We start from the raw sequence: 17064 nt of genomic DNA on the forward strand, positions 1-17064 counted from the left end.
AGCCGTTACCTCACCAACTAGCTAATGCGACGCGGGTCCATCCATAAGTGACAGCCGAAGCCGCCTTTCAATTTCGAACCATGCGGTTCAAAATGTTATCCGGTATTAGCCCCGGTTTCCCGGAGTTATCCCAGTCTTATGGGCAGGTTACCCACGTGTTACTCACCCGTCCGCCGCTAACTTCATAAGAGCAAGCTCTTAATCCATTCGCTCGACTTGCATGTATTAGGCACGCCGCCAGCGTTCATCCTGAGCCAGGATCAAACTCTCCAATAAAGTTAGTTTGTCTAGCATCTAAAATAAAAATTGACGTTTCACGTTGTTTGTTTCGTTTAGTTTTCAAAGTTCAACATCGCGTTTCAGCGACTTTTATAATATATCATACTATATTATTTTGGTCAACAAGTTTTTTTGATAAGTTGTATCTCTCATTTGCTGACTCTGCCTATTATATAGGCTTTCTCTTCCCTATGCAAGTATTATTATAAAAAAATAAAGAGAGGGAAAATCCCCTCTCTTATTCTTCTGAAGAAACCTCTTCACTCGTTTCTTCCTCTTCATCTTTTTGTGCTTTTGCTACCGTCGCTACCTCTTGGTCTTCCTCTAATCGAATTAGACGAACACCTTGTGTATTACGTCCCATTTGAGAGATTTGATCAACTGGCATACGAATAATAACGCCTGCCGCTGTAATTAACATAATATCTTCTTCACCTGTAACAGACTTAACAGCTACTAATTTACCGTTCTTATCTGTAATGTTACAAGTTTTCAGACCTTTACCACCGCGACTTTGCAGACGGTATTCATCAATCGGTGTACGCTTTCCGTAACCATTTTTCGTTACAATTAGAACATTTACATCCTCTTCGACAATTTCCATACCTACAACTTGGTCTTCATCGCCCAACGTAATAGCTTTAACACCTGCAGCATTACGTCCCATAGAACGAACATCTTGTTCATTGAAACGAATTAGCATACCGTTACTTGTCCCGACAATAATATCCTTATCACCCGATGTTAAACGTACAGATATTACTTCATCCTCTTCACGAAGAGAAATTGCAATTAAACCATTTGTACGTATATTTGCAAATGATGAAAGTGGCGTTCTCTTAGAAACCCCTTGTTTTGTCGTAAAGAATAAGAACTGATCGTCACCAAATTCACGAATCGGAATAATAGCGTTAATCCACTCACCCTTATCTACCCCTAATAGGTTAATAATTGGTAGTCCTTTTGCAGTACGACTATACTCTGGAATTTCATATCCTTTCGTACGGTATACTTTACCCTTGTTTGTAAAGAATAAAATATGATCATGAGTAGACGTTGTTAATAAATGTTCAACAAAGTCATCATCATTCGTACCCATTCCTTGCACACCACGTCCCCCACGGTTCTGTGTTTTGTACGTAGAAGCTGGTAACCTCTTAATATAACCGTTATGAGTTAACGTAATCGCAATGTTTTGTTCAGGAATTAAATCTTCATCTTCAATAAATTCCATACCGCCAATTGTAATCTCTGTTCGTCTCTTATCATTGAAACGCTCTTTTACTTCTGTTAATTCTTCACGAATAATCTCAAGAACTTTTTCTTCATCTGCTAAAATCGCTTTTAATTCAGCAATTAACTTCATTAAGTCTTGATATTCTTGCTCAATTTTTTCACGTTCTAATCCAGTTAAGCGTTGCAGACGCATATCTAAAATCGCTTGCGCTTGTTTCTCACTTAAACCAAAACGTTCCATTAAGCCTTGCTTTGCAATATCTGCCGTTTTTGAACTACGAATTAACGTAATAACTTCATCAAGATGATCTAAAGCAATTCGTAATCCTTCTAAAATATGAGCACGTGCTTCTGCTTTTTCTAATTCATAAGCAGTACGTCTACGAATTACTACCTTCTGATGCTCTAAATAATGATATAGATTTTGTTTTAAATTTAGTACTTGTGGCTCCCCATTTACAAGAGACAACATATTAATACCGAAACTTGTTTGAAGCGCTGTATGTTTATATAGATTGTTTAATAGTACGTTTGCATTAGCATCACGACGTACTTCCATGACAATACGCATACCATTACGATCTGATTCATCACGTAAATCTGTAATACCTTCAATTTTCTTATCGCGAACTAATTCTGCGATTTTTTCAATTAATCGCGCCTTATTAACTTGATAAGGTAGTTCAGTTACGATAATAGATTGTTTACCGTTTGACTTCTCTTCAATTTCAACCTTAGCACGAAGCATAATGGAACCGCGACCTGTTTCATAAGCTCTTCGAATTCCACTTCTTCCTAAAATTAAACCTGCCGTCGGAAAGTCTGGACCAGGAATATATTCCATCAATTCTGCGATAGTAATATCAGGATTATGACTTAATGCCAGCACACCATCAATTACTTCGCCAAGCTGATGCGGCGGTATATTTGTTGCCATACCAACAGCAATACCTGTTGTACCGTTTACTAATAAATTAGGGAAACGCGCTGGTAGTACTATCGGTTCTCTTTCGGAACCATCATAGTTATCTTGATAATCAATTGTATTTTTTGAAATATCACGTATTAATTCCATAGAAATCTTAGACATTCTTGCCTCTGTATAACGCATTGCTGCTGCTGAATCTCCATCTACAGAACCGAAGTTACCATGCCCATCTACAAGCATATAACGTTGACTAAAATCTTGCGCCATACGTACCATTGTTTCATAAACGGCTGAATCACCATGAGGGTGATACTTACCGATTACTTCACCGACAATACGTGCTGATTTCTTATACGCTTTATCAGCTGTAATTCCTAAATCATTCATCGCATATAAAACCCTACGATGCACAGGTTTTAATCCATCACGAACATCTGGTAATGCACGAGATACGATAACACTCATTGCGTAATCTAAAAATGAGGTACGCATTTCATGACTAATATTAATTTCTCGAATTCGTGCTTGTTGTTGATTGTCTGACATCAACGAGCACCTCCTCTTACATTTCCGTTACACATACATTGATTTATATGTAGAAGACAGGAATACTTAGATTCCTGTCATTACTCATTTAAATATCAAGGTTCTTCACGTATTTTGCATTCTCTTGGATAAAGTTACGACGCGGTTCTACTTTATCACCCATTAAAATTTCAAACGTTTCGTCTGCTTCTATTGCATCTTGAAGAGAAACTTGAAGTAACGAACGTACTTCTGGATCCATTGTCGTCTCCCATAGCTGAGTTGGATTCATCTCCCCAAGACCTTTATAACGTTGAATTCCTGGTTTCGGCTGGGCTGGTAGCTCAGCTAAGATTTTTTCAAGTTCCTTATCGTTGTAAGCATATTGAATTTTTTTACCTTGTTGTATTTTAAACAATGGCGGCTGTGCAATATAGATATAACCACACTCAATTATTTGACGCATATAACGATAGAAGAACGTTAATAATAGGGTACGAATATGTGCACCATCAACATCGGCATCGGTCATAATAATAACTTTATGATAGCGTGCTTTTTCAATATCGAAGTCTCCACCAATATTTGTACCGATTGCCGTAATAATTGTACGAACTTCATCATTTGATAAAATCTTATCTAAGCGCGCCTTTTCCACATTAATAATTTTACCCTTCAGCGGTAAAATTGCTTGGAAATGACGATCGCGTCCTTGTTTTGCAGATCCACCCGCAGAGTCACCCTCTACGATGTAAATTTCACTAATTGCTGGATCTTTCGAAGAGCAATCAGCTAATTTACCAGGTAAACTTGAAACTTCTAACGCACTCTTTCGACGTGTCAATTCACGCGCTTTTTTCGCAGCTACACGTGCACGTGCAGCCATCGTACCTTTTTCTACAATTTTTCGCGCTACATTAGGATTTTCTAGTAAGAACTTTTCAAATGCCTCTGAGAATACAGACTCTGTAATTGTTCTCGCTTCACTATTCCCAAGTTTTGTCTTCGTTTGTCCTTCAAATTGTGGATTTGGATGCTTAATTGATACAATTGCTGTTAAACCTTCACGAACATCCTCACCAGTTAAATTACTGTCCGCATCTTTTAAAATGCTATTTTTACGACCATAGTCGTTGATTACACGAGTTAAAGCTGTTTTAAAACCTACCTCATGTGTACCACCTTCATACGTATGGATGTTATTCGTAAATGAGTAAATATTATTTGTGTATCCTTCGTTATATTGAAGAGAAACCTCAACCTGAATACCATCTTTTGAACCTTCTACGTACACAGGATCTTCATGAATCGGTTGTTTTGAGCGATTTAAATGCTCAACGTATGATTTAATTCCACCTTCGTAATGGAATTCTTTCTTTTGCTTATGTTCACGTTTATCTTCAATTGTTAATTTAATATTACGATTTAAAAACGCTAATTCACGCATACGAGTTGCTAGCGTATCAAAATCGTATACTGTTGTTTCTTGGAAAATTTCCGGATCTGGTTTAAATCGAGTTATTGTTCCTGTTTGATCGGTGTCACCAATGACTTTTAAATCCGCAACCGGAATACCTCTTTCGTATTTTTGGTAATGGATTTTACCTTCACGATGTACAAATACTTCTAATTCTGTTGATAGAGCATTTACAACCGATGCCCCAACACCATGTAAACCACCAGAAACTTTATAACCGCCACCGCCAAATTTACCACCGGCGTGGAGAACAGTCATAATAACTTCTACAGCTGGACGTCCCATTTTTTCTTGTATACCAACCGGAATACCACGCCCATTATCCGTTACACGAATACTATTATCTTCTTCGATACTAACATTAATTTCATCACAATAACCTGCAAGTGCTTCATCAATACTATTATCTACGATTTCCCAAACAAGATGGTGAAGCCCTTTTCCACTTGTAGATCCAATATACATACCAGGGCGTTTCCGAACTGCCTCTAGTCCTTCAAGCACCTGTATCTGACTTTCATCATATGCATTTTCTTGCATTTGCTTTTGTTCCATTGACACAAAGATCACCTACTTTTCCATTTAAACAGGGGTTATTCCCTATCTATTTCACAATCTACAGTGCCGTTCGTTACATGAATTGTTTTCGCTTCTTTTAATGTTTCGTGTTCAATTCCGTCGACACTCGTCGTTGTAACAAATGTTTGCACTTTTCCTTGAATTGTATTTAAAAGATGTGATTGACGATAATCATCTAATTCTGATAAAACATCATCCAACAAAAGGATTGGATATTCTTTAACCTCTGAATAAATCAATTCAATTTCAGCTAATTTTAGGGATAGTGCGGTCGTTCGTTGTTGTCCTTGCGAACCAAAGACTTGAACATTTTTACTATTAACGAAGAATTGTAAATCGTCACGATGAGGACCAATTAAAGTCGTACCACGGAAAATTTCACGTTGTTTCACAGATTGAAAACTTTCATAGTATACTTCTTTTATTTTCGACAAATCCATTGATTCTGATACATCTACACTTGGTTTATAGACAATTTCTAACTCTTCTAATCCACGGCTTATACCTCGATGAATTGGAGCTGCCCATTCCTGTAGCAAATGCAAAAATTCAAAACGTTTTTGCAGTATTTTCGCACCATGCTCAATTAGTTGAAGTGTAAATACATCCAACATCGTTTCCTCATTCTTACTATTCCCTTGCATTTTTTTCAACAAGTGATTTCGTTGCGTGAGCACCTTTTGATATTGACTTAATTCATACAAATATACAGGAGCTATTTGTCCTAATTCCATATCTAAAAAGCGTCTTCTTACTTGAGGGCTTCCTTTTACAAGATTTAAATCTTCTGGGGCAAACATGACAACGTTCATCACGCCAATATATTGACTTAACTTTTGCTGTTCAAGTTGATTTAATTTTGCCTTTTTACCTTTTTTCGAAATATTTAATTCCAAAGACAAAGAACTGTTTCTTTTTTGTAATTTCCCTTTTATTTGACCAAAATCTTCATCCCAGCGGATAAGTTCGCGATCATTAGAGGTTCTATGAGATTTCGCCATCGCTAAAACATAAATAGCTTCCATCAAATTTGTTTTCCCTTGCGCATTTTCGCCGATAATTACATTTACCTTATCTTCAAAGGAAAGCTCTAATTTTTCATAATTGCGATAGTTTTTTAATTGTATTTCTGAAATAAACAAAGGGCTCCCCCTTTATGCCTGAACTTGGAAAGTTCCGCTTCCTGGAATTTCAATAACATCATTCGCATATAGTTTGCGACCTCTTCTATTTTCAAGTTCGTTGTTCACGTACACTTCATATTCTTGTAAAAACCATTTTACAGCGCCACCTGTATCAATTACATCAGCTAACTTTAAAAATTGTCCTAGTGTAATATACTCTGTTGAAATTTTAATACGTTTCATAAAATCGCTCACTTTCTGAAAGTGTTCATTCTTTCATTGTACTAAATAAACTAGCATTAGGAAAGTAATACCCAAAAATCAAATAAGGGCCACTAGCATCTTTAAACTAGCAACCCTTATTCCTTACCTAGTAAGTACGAACCGGTAAAATTAATTGAATAATTGAATCATCATTTACTGTACGAATTAAGAACGGTCTCATCGCCCCAGTAAAGCTAACTTTAATCTCTGTACTATCCAAAGCTTTCAATGCATCCATCATATATTTTGCACTAAAAGATATTTTTAACTCTTCTCCATCTACTTTTTCGCATTGTACTTCTTCGACAACTTTTCCGATTTCTGGTGAATTCGAAGAAATCTCTAGCATTTCTTGCTCTAAAGTTGATAATTTAACAACGTTATTGCGGCCATCTCTTGCTAATAGTGAAGCTCGATCAATTGCTTGTAGGAATTCTTTTGTATTCACAAAAATATCCGTTTTACTCTCTGCCGGAATTAAACGTGTCGTATCAGGATAATTCCCTTCTAACAATCTTGAGAAGAATAATAAATGTTTTGTACGGAATAATACTTGATACTCCGTAATAACGATATCTACCATTTCTTCAGACTCATCTAAAATTTTACTTAATTCATTTAAGCTCTTACCTGGGATAACAACATTAGCTTGGAATTCATCTGCAATATTATGTCCTTCAATTTTTGCTTTTCGAAGTGCCAGCCTATGACTATCTGTTGCAATACAAGTTAACTCGCTGTTATATACCTTCCAGTTTACACCTGTCAAGATTGGTCTTGTTTCAGAAGTAGAAACTGCAAATACAGTTTGTCTGATCATATGTTTAAGTAAATCTGTTGGTATCTTAAATACATGATGTTCTTCAATCTGTGGCAATAACGGATATTCTGCAGAATCTAAACCATTTAAGTTAAACTCTGATTTTCCAGATTTTATTTTTGTCATAAAATGATTTTCTACAGAAATTTCGACAGTGTCTTTAGGTAGTTTTTTTACAATCTCACTAAAATATTTTGCCTGTAAAACAATGCTTCCTGATTGAGCTATTTCTACGATTTCTTTTCCATCTTCTTCGACTGGAATAAACGATTCAATCGAAATATCAGCATCGCTTCCTGTTAATGTAACTCCTTCTTCAGTTGCTACAACTTTAATTCCCGTAAGAATTGGGATTGTTGTACGAGAAGAAACTGCCTTCATTACATCTTGTACACCTCTTACAAGATAGTCTTTTTGTATTGTAAAACGCATAAAGAAAAACCTCCGGTAAGTATAAGATTTTATTTAATTAATAAAGATAAAAAATAGTAGTAATAGTAATAGGGCTTGTGGATATGTGGATAACCCCGCTAAAGGATGTAAAAACAGTCTATCTACATGTGGATAGACTGTGCGTAAAACAAGGTAAGTTATTCACACTATTCAGCTACTACTTTAAAATACCATTAATTTCTTCAACTTGCTTTTGTAATTGCGTATCGGTTTTTAGTAGTTTAGAGATTTTTTCATGGGCATGGATAACTGTTGTATGATCACGTCCACCAAATTCTTCACCTATTTTTGGTAAAGAGGAATCTGTAAGTTCGCGCGATAAATACATTGCAATTTGGCGAGGAAACGCAACTGATTTTGTACGTTTTTTCGCTTTAAAATCTTCTAATTTCACTTGATAAACGTCCCCGACAGCTTTTTGAATATCATAAATAGAGATAATTTTCGGCTTAGAATTTGGAATAATATCTTTAAGTGCTTCAGCTGCTAAATCAGCATTAATATCTTTATTAATTAAAGATGAATAAGCTACAACTCGGATAAGTGCACCTTCTAATTCACGAATATTTGAATCAATTTGATTTGCGATATAAAGCATAACTTCATTTGGTATATCAAGCCCTTCAGCTTTTGCTTTTTTGCGTAAAATCGCAATTCGTGTCTCTAAATCTGGCGGCGTAATGTCTGTAATAAGTCCCCATTCAAAGCGGGAACGAAGACGATCTTCTAAAGTTGGAATTTCTTTTGGTGGTCGGTCACTAGAAATTACAATTTGTTTACTTTCTTCGTGTAATGCATTAAATGTATGGAAAAACTCTTCTTGAGTCTGTTCTTTTCCAGCAAGAAATTGAATATCATCTATCAATAAAACATCTACGTTACGATATTTATTACGAAAATCAACAGCTTTATTATCACGAATAGAGTTAATAAATTCATTTGTAAATTTTTCTGATGATAAATATACAACTTTTGCATTTGGATTATGTTCAATTACATAATGACCAATTGCGTGCATTAAATGTGTCTTTCCAAGTCCAACTCCCCCGTAAATAAAGAGTGGATTATACGCTTTAGCTGGCGCCTCAGCTACAGCTAATGAAGCTGCATGGGCAAAACGGTTACCAGAGCCAATAACAAATGTATCGAATGTATATTTTGGATTTAACATGCTCTGTGGTAAATGAGCTGAATCATCTTGTGCTGGATTCGGCTTAACTGGAGGCAAATCAATGTCCTCTTCAGCTTGACTTTGGGGAATAATAAAGCGAATTGCTAATTTTGCCCCTGTTAAATCGTATAGTGTTTCTGAAATTAGTTCGGAGTAATGAGATTCTAGCCAGTCACGAGCAAATTCATTCGGAGCTGTAATCGTTAATACGTCTTTCTTCAAGTTATGAGCCGTTGTGGATTTTAACCATGTCTCATAACTAGGCTTGCTTACCTTTTTTTCTAATTCTTTTAAGGCACTATTCCATAAATCAGAAATATTTTCCAAAGGTGTCCCTCCTTTACTAAGTTGGTAAAAGAATAAGGTTGCGCAACAAATGTACAACCTAATAAATATAAAATGTATATTTATACGAAACGTATTTTAAAACCTAAAAACGTCGTTTGTATATGAGATAGGGTTTTCGACAAAAAAAGCAAATGTGGACAACTATTTACCCACATGTGATTAAAACTGTCCACATGTTATACACAAATTGTGGATAAGATAAAGATGTGGAAAACTTATTCAAAGTGAAAACACAACTATAATATCAAAAAAAAGTGGCTATAGCAATGAATTTAAGAAAGTTATCCACAAAATCAATACCTTGTGGAATAAACTTGTCCACAACACGATATACTGTGTAAAAGTGTGAAAAAAGTTTGTGGATATAAAAAGCGCGAAAAAATATTTATCCACAAGGAAATATAGGTGCTGTGAAAAAGTATGTGAATAGGTTCAAAATGAATATTTGATGAAAATTTCTAGAACCATTGACATTTTCCTAGTTAATTAACTATAATTTATAGGACTGTCTTTAACAGATATTCCTCAGGGAGGTGTCATATAATGAAAAGAACTTACCAACCAAATAAACGTAAGCGCAGCAAAGTACATGGTTTCCGCAGCCGTATGAGCACAGCGAACGGACGTAAAGTGCTAGCAGCTCGTCGTCGTAAAGGAAGAAAAGTATTATCTGCGTAGACCACTGATCGTTCAGTGGTCTTTTTTTCTAATAATAGTGAATTTCCGCTGATGAAATACAGGAGTGTCAATTGATATGAAGAAAAAACATCGTATAAAGAAGAATGATGAATTCCAGGCGGTTTTTCAAAACGGAAAATCAAATGCAAATCGTCAGTTTGTTGTATACCAATTAGATAAAGAAGAACAGCCAAACTTTCGCATCGGCCTTTCTGTTAGCAAGAAAATAGGAAATGCAGTAGTTCGTAATCGAATTAAGCGCATGGTCCGTCAGGCTATTACAGAGTTAAAAGATGAGATAGCTTCTGGAAAAGATTTTGTTATAATAGCAAGGAAGCCTTGTGCAGAGATGACATATGAAGAAGTAAAGAAAAGCTTAATTCATGTCTTTAAACGCTCTGGTATGAAAAGAATAAAAAAGTAGCGTAAGGAAATGAATTACACTATATACATACCGATACAAGGAGGAGTAGGCTTTGAAAAAGAAATTAGGTTTACTAGCCATGCTTATTGCATTAATGGCGATTACTGCTGGCTGTAGTGAAGTAAATCAGCCAATTACACCAAAAAGCACTGGAATTTGGAATGAATACTTCGTATACCCGCTTTCTCAGTTAATCACGTATTTTGCAAACTTATTTAACAGTAATTATGGTTTAGCAATTGTTGTTACGACTCTTATCATTCGTTTTGCGTTATTACCATTAATGATTAAACAAACGAAGAGTACGAAAGCGATGCAAGCGTTACAACCGGAAATGGTGAAGTTAAAAGAGAAATATAGCTCTAAAGATCAAGCGACACAGCAAAAACTGCAGCAAGAAATGATGCAGTTATACCAAAAAAATGGTGTAAATCCATTAGCTGGTTGTTTACCAATCTTTATTCAAATGCCAATTCTGTTCGCTTTTTATCATGCAATTATGAGAACAGCTGAAATTAAACAACATAGTTTCTTATGGTTCGATTTAGGACATGCAGACCCGTTCTATATCTTACCAGTCGTTGCAGCAATTACGACATTTATTCAGCAAAAGCTTGCAATGGCAGGAACAGCTGGTCAAAATCCACAAATGGCAATGATGCTTTGGCTTATGCCGATTATGATTTTAATCTTTGCAATTAACTTCCCAGCTGCATTATCACTTTACTGGGTTGTTGGTAATATCTTTGGTATTGCTCAAATGTACTTTATTAAAGGGCCAGAGATTAAGGCTAGTAAGGCTGGTAAAGCTGGAGGCTCAAGCAAGTGAGTGTAATTACTGCTAAAGGACAAACAGTCGAGCTGGCAGTAGAGGATGCTTTAAGGCAATTAAATACATCAAAAGATCGAGTAGATATAAATATTGTCGATGAGGGTAAAAGGGGATTCTTAGGTTTATTTGGGAATCGCCCTGCAGTAGTAGAAGTTGTATTGAAGAAAGATCCAATTCAAGAATGTGAAGAATATTTAAGAAATGTTATTCACGATATGGGTGTGGAAGTCGAGATTAGTAAAATTGTAAAAGGACGCGAAATCGAATTTACAATTTCTGGTGATAATGTAGGTATTTTAATTGGGAAAAGAGGTAATACATTGAACTCTTTACAGTATTTAACAAAACTTGTCGCGAATCGTAACACGAAGCAGTATATCGGTATTACACTAGATGCTGAAAATTATCGTAGTAAAAGAAAAAGTACGTTAGAATCACTTTCTTATCGATTAGCGAAACAAGTATTTAATACGAAAAAAAGAGTTATTTTAGAACCGATGCCATCTTTTGAACGAAAAATTATTCATCAGGCATTATCAAATCATCAAGGTATCAATACAACTTCTGAAGGAAATGAACCACATCGGCATGTTGTAATATCTCCTAAATGACCGGTTGCTCAAATGAGTGCCGGTTTTTTTGAGCGGAAAATAGATGTGGATAACTAAAAAACACTAAACTTATCCACTGTGAATAAGTTTAGTGTTTTTTACATGGGGATATAATAAAATGAGTTATTCTTCTTTTGTAGATAGGTTCGTTATGGTATCCTAATAATTTAGTGAAAGAAATAATCATGTTGAAATAGAGATAAATAAGCAAGTGAGGTGAAAGGACATGGAATTTGATACAATTGCTGCGATTTCCACAGCGCTTGGAGAGGGTGCAATTGCCATTGTTCGAGTAAGTGGGGATGATGCGGTTGAGAAAGTTGATCGTATTTTTAAGGGGAAGGATTTAACAGAGGTTCCTTCTCACACTATTCATTATGGTCATATTGTTGATTTAGATACAAATCAAGTTATTGAAGAAGTCATGGTGTCTATTATGCGCGCACCAAGGACTTTTACACGTGAAAATATAGTGGAAATTAACTGTCACGGTGGACTTGTTTCAGTAAATAAAGTATTGCAACTTATTCTAGCACAAGGAGTACGATTGGCAGAACCGGGCGAATTTACAAAACGTGCTTTTTTAAATGGACGTATCGACTTATCACAAGCAGAAGCTGTTATGGATTTGATTCGAGCAAAAACAGATCGTGCGATGAATGTAGCAATTAATCAAATGGAAGGGCGATTATCTAAATTAATTGGTCTTTTGCGTCAAGAAATATTAGAAACATTAGCTCATGTTGAGGTAAATATAGATTATCCAGAATACGATGATGTAGAAGAGATGACACATAATATTTTAATTGAGAAAGCGACGCATGTTCGTTCGGAAATCGAAAAAATATTAGAAACATCAAAACAGGGGAAAATTTTACGTGAAGGTATTGCTACAGCAATTATCGGTAGACCTAACGTTGGGAAATCATCGTTATTAAATAGTCTTGTTCAGGAGAAAAAGGCAATTGTAACTGATATTGCAGGAACAACTCGTGATGTTATTGAAGAGTACGTTAACGTGCGTGGTGTACCTCTTAAACTTATAGATACAGCCGGTATTCGGGAGACAGAAGATGTTGTTGAACGAATTGGTGTGGAACGTTCAAAAGAAATGATGAGCCAAGCGGATTTAGTATTAGTTGTTGTCAACTATAGCGAGGCTTTAACAAATGAGGATGAAGATCTATTCCGTGCGGTACAAGGAAAAGACTTTATTGTTATTGTGAATAAGACTGATTTACCGCAAGCGATTGATATGGAACGTGTTACAGAGTTAGCCGCGGGGAATCGTGTTATTACAACATCCTTAATTGAGGAACAAGGAATAGATGAACTCGAAAAGGCAATAGCTGATTTATTCTTTGAAGGAACAATCGATTCTGCAGATATGACATATGTTTCTAATGCGAGACATATTGGATTATTAACACAAGCAGGAAAAACAATCGGTGATGCAGTTGAGGCGATTGAAAATGGTGTACCAATTGATATGGTACAAATTGATTTAACAAGAACGTGGGAAATACTTGGTGAAATTACTGGGGACACAGTGCATGAAAGCTTAATTGACCAGTTGTTCTCTCAATTTTGTTTAGGAAAATAATATAGTGAAGTTGTAGAAAGATAGAGATTATTAGGAGGAATAAACAATGGGATACAATGCCGGTTCATACGATGTCATAGTAATCGGTGCAGGTCATGCAGGATGTGAAGCTGGTCTTGCGGCAGCACGAATGGGCTCAAAAACATTAATGTTAACAATTAACTTGGATATGGTAGCATTCATGCCATGTAACCCTTCTGTTGGTGGACCAGCAAAAGGGATTGTTGTTCGTGAAATTGATGCATTAGGCGGAGAAATGGGACGTAATATTGATAAAACTCATATTCAAATGCGTATGCTAAATACAGGTAAGGGACCAGCCGTACGTGCACTTCGAGCGCAAGCTGATAAATTCGCTTACCAACATGAATTAAAGAAAACAATTGAAGAAACACCAAACTTAACGTTGTTCCAAGGAATGGTAGAGCGTTTAATCGTTGAAGAAGGTGTATGTAAAGGGGTAGTTACACAAGCTGGTGCAGAATATACAGCAAAAACCGTTGTAATTACAACTGGAACATTTTTACGCGGCGAGATTATCATGGGCGACTTAAAATATTCAAGCGGTCCAAATAATCAGCAACCGTCTATTACATTATCTGAGCATTTAGAGGAACTTGGATTTGATCTTGTTAGATTTAAAACAGGAACACCTCCGCGTGTAAACAGTAATACAATTGACTACAGTAAAACAGAAATTCAACCAGGTGATGATAAGCCACGTGCGTTCTCTTTTGAAACAACGAAATTTATTATGGATCAAATTCCATGTTGGTTGACATATACAAGTACAGAAACACACCGTTTAATAGATGAAAATTTACATCGTTCAGCTATGTATTCTGGTATGATTAAAGGAACAGGCCCTAGATACTGTCCTTCTATTGAAGACAAAGTAGTAAGATTTAATGATAAACCACGTCATCAAATTTTCTTAGAGCCAGAAGGGCGTAATACACAAGAAGTATATGTACAAGGTTTATCCACAAGCTTACCAGAAGATGTACAACGTGACATGCTTAGAACAATTCCAGGCCTAGAAAATGTTGAAATGATGCGTACAGGTTATGCAATTGAATATGATGCAATTGTGCCAACACAACTATGGCCAACACTTGAAACGAAAAAGATTAAAAATTTATATACAGCAGGACAAATTAATGGAACTTCTGGTTACGAAGAGGCGGCCGGACAAGGGCTTATGGCTGGAATTAATGCAGCATGCCGTTCTTTAGGTAAAAAAGAAGTTGTTTTAGGTCGCGAGGATGCTTATATTGGCGTCTTAATTGATGATCTTGTAACGAAAGGTACAAATGAACCATATCGTTTATTAACGTCTCGTGCAGAATACCGTCTATTATTACGCCACGATAATGCTGATCTTCGTTTAACTGAAGTTGGTCGTGAAATTGGATTAATTAAAGAAGAGCGCTATGAGCGATTTACAAATAAAAAATTACAAATTGAACAGGAAAAGGAACGGTTAAGCAGCATTATTATTAAACCACGTCCTGAAGTTCAAGAATTAATTCGCAATATTGGCGGAAGTGAATTGAAAGATGGAATACGTGCAAGTGACTTATTACGTCGTCCAGAGATGACATATGAGCATATTCATCTTTTAGTACCAAGTGAAGTAGAATTAAGTGATGAAGTTAAAGAACAAGTTGAAATTCAGATTAAGTATGAAGGGTATATTGAAAAATCTTTACAGCAAGTAGAGCGTATGAAGAAAATGGAGAGTAAAAAAATCCCTGTAGATATTGATTATGATGCGATTTCTAGCCTTGCTTCAGAAGCTAGACAGAAATTGAAAGATGTTCGTCCACTTTCAATGGGGCAGGCTTCACGTATTTCTGGCGTAAATCCAGCGGATATTTCCATTTTACTTGTGTATATAGAACAAGGAAAAATTGCACGCGTATCGAACCAATAAATAGTAAGGAGATATTGCTAGATGAACATAGAACAATTTCAATCTATGCTAGAAGAGAAGGGAATCACCCTCTCTTCTAGACAGTTAGAGCAGTTCAAAATCTACTTTGAAACATTAGTAGAGTGGAATGAAAAAATGAACTTAACGGCTATTACAGAAAAAGAAGAAGTATATTTAAAACACTTTTTTGATTCCATTACAGCTGCTTTTTATTATGATTTTTCAAAACCATTCTCAATTTGTGATGTTGGTGCAGGGGCTGGATTCCCAAGTATTCCTTTAAAAATCTGTTTCCCGCACTTAAAAGTAACAATTGTAGATTCATTGCAAAAACGTATTAATTTCTTAAATCACTTAGCCCAAAAGTTAGAATTAAGTGATGTTGCATTTTGTCATGATCGTGCAGAAACATTTGGGAAAAAAGAAGGTGTACGTGAATCATACGATATTGTAATGGCACGTGCAGTTGCGCGTCTTTCTGTATTAAGTGAGCTATGTTTACCACTTGTAAAAGTTGGAGGAACATTCATTGCAATGAAAGGTGCAGCAGCAAACGAAGAAATTGAAAATGGCAAGTATGCTTTAGAGGTGCTAGGCGGAGAGTTGAAAGAGATGTCTACTTTCCAATTACCATTTGAAGAGAGTGAACGTAATATTTTATTAATCGAGAAAAAGCGCAAGACACCAAAGAAATATCCACGCAAACCGGGAACACCCAATAAATTACCTATTGAAAAATAAATCTTATTAGACGTAAGATTAAATTATATAAATGAAAACGTAAATGTTTCATAGGAAACATTTTATGGAGAATAGTCAATAGGCCTAAAAGGTGGTGGAATATGTATGAAAAATACGTTTTCTCGTTTATTTGGCTTTGGAGATAAAGAGAGCGAATTCGAATTACAAGACGAAAGCCATGAAGAGATAGATAAAAAGGTATATGAAGAAATACAAGAAATTCCGATAGTAAATATTACCCCTAACCGTTATCAACCAAGAACAGTTTTTGATGATGCGCGTATTGATGAGCTAGCATTAACAATTCGTACACATGGACTTATTCAACCGATTGTTGTAAGGCAATATGAGGATGATAAGTACGAGATTATTGCTGGAGAAAGACGTTTTCGCGCGGCAACAAAGTTAGGTTGGGAAAAGGTTCCTGCAATTATAAAGAATTTAAATGATACAGAGACAGCTTCTGTAGCTTTAATTGAAAACTTGCAACGTGAGGAACTAACGGCAATCGAGGAAGCTGTGGCATATCAAAAGCTGATTGAGTTACATAATTTAACACAAGAAGCATTGGCACAACGACTTGGAAAAGGACAATCTACAATCGCAAATAAGTTGCGCTTGTTAAAGTTGCCTGAAGAAATAAAAAGTGCATTATTAGAAAAAAGCATTACAGAACGTCATGCCCGCGCTCTCATTCCTTTAAAAAATGAGGAATTACAACTGAAGGTTTTACAGGAAATTGTTGAGAAACAACTAAATGTAAAGCAAACAGAAGAACGAATTGCGAAGTTACTAGAGGAAGCAAAACCGAAGCGTAAGGCAAAGCAAAAAGCAGTAAGTAGAGATACGAGGATTGCTATGAATACAATTAGACAATCTTTACAAATGGTTACTGAAAGTGGTTTGAATGTTAATTCTGAGGAAGAAGAATTTGATGAGTACTATCAAATTACAATTAAAATTCCAAAGAAAAAATAATAATGACGTGCTAGAGACCTTATCCTATTGGAGAGGTCTCTTTTACTATATTTTCTT

14 protein-coding genes and 1 rRNA gene are annotated in these 17064 nt (G+C 35.8%); 8 read left to right on the forward strand and 7 right to left on the reverse strand.

The window, feature by feature from the left end; all coding sequences use genetic code 11:
* The 7 genes from BLT20_RS17750 to dnaA all read right to left on the reverse strand — a co-directional run.
* Positions 1–276: ribosomal RNA gene (locus BLT20_RS17750) — 16S ribosomal RNA — on the reverse strand; the annotation flags it as partial.
* Between the two features lie 241 nt (positions 277–517).
* Positions 518–2989 carry a DNA gyrase subunit A gene (gyrA, locus tag BLT20_RS17755; RefSeq protein WP_001282864.1) on the reverse strand — a complete coding sequence of 824 codons (2472 nt, stop codon included), beginning with the start codon at positions 2987–2989 and terminating at the stop codon, positions 518–520.
* Positions 2990–3077: 88 nt separating this feature from the next.
* Positions 3078–5000 (reverse strand): DNA topoisomerase (ATP-hydrolyzing) subunit B, encoded by a 1923-nt coding sequence (gene gyrB / locus BLT20_RS17760; RefSeq protein ID WP_000435981.1) that lies wholly within the window; start codon positions 4998–5000, stop codon positions 3078–3080.
* A 38-nt stretch (positions 5001–5038) separates the two neighbouring features.
* Positions 5039–6166 carry a DNA replication/repair protein RecF gene (gene recF, locus BLT20_RS17765; RefSeq protein ID WP_000470745.1) on the reverse strand — a complete coding sequence of 376 codons (1128 nt, stop codon included), beginning with the start codon at positions 6164–6166 and terminating at the stop codon, positions 5039–5041.
* A gap of 12 nt (positions 6167–6178) precedes the next feature.
* Complete coding sequence (yaaA, locus tag BLT20_RS17770; protein WP_000821364.1) at positions 6179–6391, reverse strand: S4 domain-containing protein YaaA; 213 nt, start codon at positions 6389–6391, stop codon at positions 6179–6181.
* A 127-nt stretch (positions 6392–6518) separates the two neighbouring features.
* Positions 6519–7664 (reverse strand): DNA polymerase III subunit beta, encoded by a 1146-nt coding sequence (dnaN, locus tag BLT20_RS17775; protein WP_001212884.1) that lies wholly within the window; start codon positions 7662–7664, stop codon positions 6519–6521.
* 178 nt (positions 7665–7842) lie between these two features.
* The gene (gene dnaA / locus BLT20_RS17780) at positions 7843–9183 is read right to left on the reverse strand and encodes a chromosomal replication initiator protein DnaA (RefSeq protein ID WP_000428017.1); all 1341 of its coding nucleotides are present in this window, start codon (positions 9181–9183) and stop codon (positions 7843–7845) included.
* 564 nt (positions 9184–9747) lie between these two features.
* On the opposite strand from dnaA, the gene rpmH reads away from it, so the two are divergent.
* The 8 genes from rpmH (at position 9748) to noc (ending at position 17007) form a co-directional block, all read left to right on the forward strand.
* On the forward strand, positions 9748–9882 hold the full coding sequence (rpmH, locus tag BLT20_RS17785) for a 50S ribosomal protein L34 (protein ID WP_000831901.1): 135 nt from the start codon (positions 9748–9750) through the stop codon (positions 9880–9882).
* 76 nt (positions 9883–9958) lie between these two features.
* Entirely contained in the window at positions 9959–10306 is a 348-nt protein-coding gene (rnpA, locus tag BLT20_RS17790) for a ribonuclease P protein component (protein ID WP_000726624.1), read from the forward strand.
* A 52-nt stretch (positions 10307–10358) separates the two neighbouring features.
* A complete protein-coding gene (spoIIIJ, locus tag BLT20_RS17795) occupies positions 10359–11135 on the forward strand; it encodes a YidC family membrane integrase SpoIIIJ (protein ID WP_000727734.1) in 777 nt (258 codons plus the stop codon).
* Positions 11132–11749: an RNA-binding cell elongation regulator Jag/EloR gene (jag, locus tag BLT20_RS17800; RefSeq protein ID WP_073339273.1), complete on the forward strand. Its 618-nt coding sequence runs from the start codon at positions 11132–11134 to the stop codon at positions 11747–11749. Before spoIIIJ ends, jag begins: the two co-directional genes overlap by 4 nt.
* A gap of 226 nt (positions 11750–11975) precedes the next feature.
* On the forward strand, positions 11976–13352 hold the full coding sequence (gene mnmE, locus BLT20_RS17805) for a tRNA uridine-5-carboxymethylaminomethyl(34) synthesis GTPase MnmE (protein WP_000393757.1): 1377 nt from the start codon (positions 11976–11978) through the stop codon (positions 13350–13352).
* Between the two features lie 46 nt (positions 13353–13398).
* Positions 13399–15288 (forward strand): tRNA uridine-5-carboxymethylaminomethyl(34) synthesis enzyme MnmG, encoded by a 1890-nt coding sequence (gene mnmG, locus BLT20_RS17810; protein WP_000541031.1) that lies wholly within the window; start codon positions 13399–13401, stop codon positions 15286–15288.
* A gap of 21 nt (positions 15289–15309) precedes the next feature.
* Positions 15310–16029 carry a 16S rRNA (guanine(527)-N(7))-methyltransferase RsmG gene (gene rsmG / locus BLT20_RS17815; protein ID WP_001019628.1) on the forward strand — a complete coding sequence of 240 codons (720 nt, stop codon included), beginning with the start codon at positions 15310–15312 and terminating at the stop codon, positions 16027–16029.
* 105 nt (positions 16030–16134) lie between these two features.
* Positions 16135–17007: a nucleoid occlusion protein gene (gene noc / locus BLT20_RS17820; RefSeq protein ID WP_000799016.1), complete on the forward strand. Its 873-nt coding sequence runs from the start codon at positions 16135–16137 to the stop codon at positions 17005–17007.
* Positions 17008–17064: the final 57 nt, after the last annotated feature.

Origin of the sequence: Bacillus sp. cl96, from assembly GCF_900100505.1 — a bacterium.
Lineage (GTDB): Bacteria > Bacillota > Bacilli > Bacillales > Bacillaceae_G > Bacillus_A > Bacillus_A cereus.

Bases quoted from the DNA above. Each gene is read 5' to 3' on its own strand.
- rsmG (WP_001019628.1), top strand. From the start codon at position 15,310: ATGAACATAGAACAATTTCAATCTATGCTAGAAGAGAAGGGAATCACC.
- mnmG (WP_000541031.1), top strand. From the start codon at position 13,399: ATGGGATACAATGCCGGTTCATACGATGTCATAGTAATCGGTGCAGGT.
- gyrA (WP_001282864.1), bottom strand. From the start codon at position 2,989: ATGTCAGACAATCAACAACAAGCACGAATTCGAGAAATTAATATTAGT.
- gyrB (WP_000435981.1), bottom strand. From the start codon at position 5,000: ATGGAACAAAAGCAAATGCAAGAAAATGCATATGATGAAAGTCAGATA.
- noc (WP_000799016.1), top strand. From the start codon at position 16,135: ATGAAAAATACGTTTTCTCGTTTATTTGGCTTTGGAGATAAAGAGAGC.
- dnaN (WP_001212884.1), bottom strand. From the start codon at position 7,664: ATGCGTTTTACAATACAAAAAGACTATCTTGTAAGAGGTGTACAAGAT.
- yaaA (WP_000821364.1), bottom strand. From the start codon at position 6,391: ATGAAACGTATTAAAATTTCAACAGAGTATATTACACTAGGACAATTT.
- rnpA (WP_000726624.1), top strand. From the start codon at position 9,959: ATGAAGAAAAAACATCGTATAAAGAAGAATGATGAATTCCAGGCGGTT.
- rpmH (WP_000831901.1), top strand. From the start codon at position 9,748: ATGAAAAGAACTTACCAACCAAATAAACGTAAGCGCAGCAAAGTACAT.
- mnmE (WP_000393757.1), top strand. From the start codon at position 11,976: ATGGAATTTGATACAATTGCTGCGATTTCCACAGCGCTTGGAGAGGGT.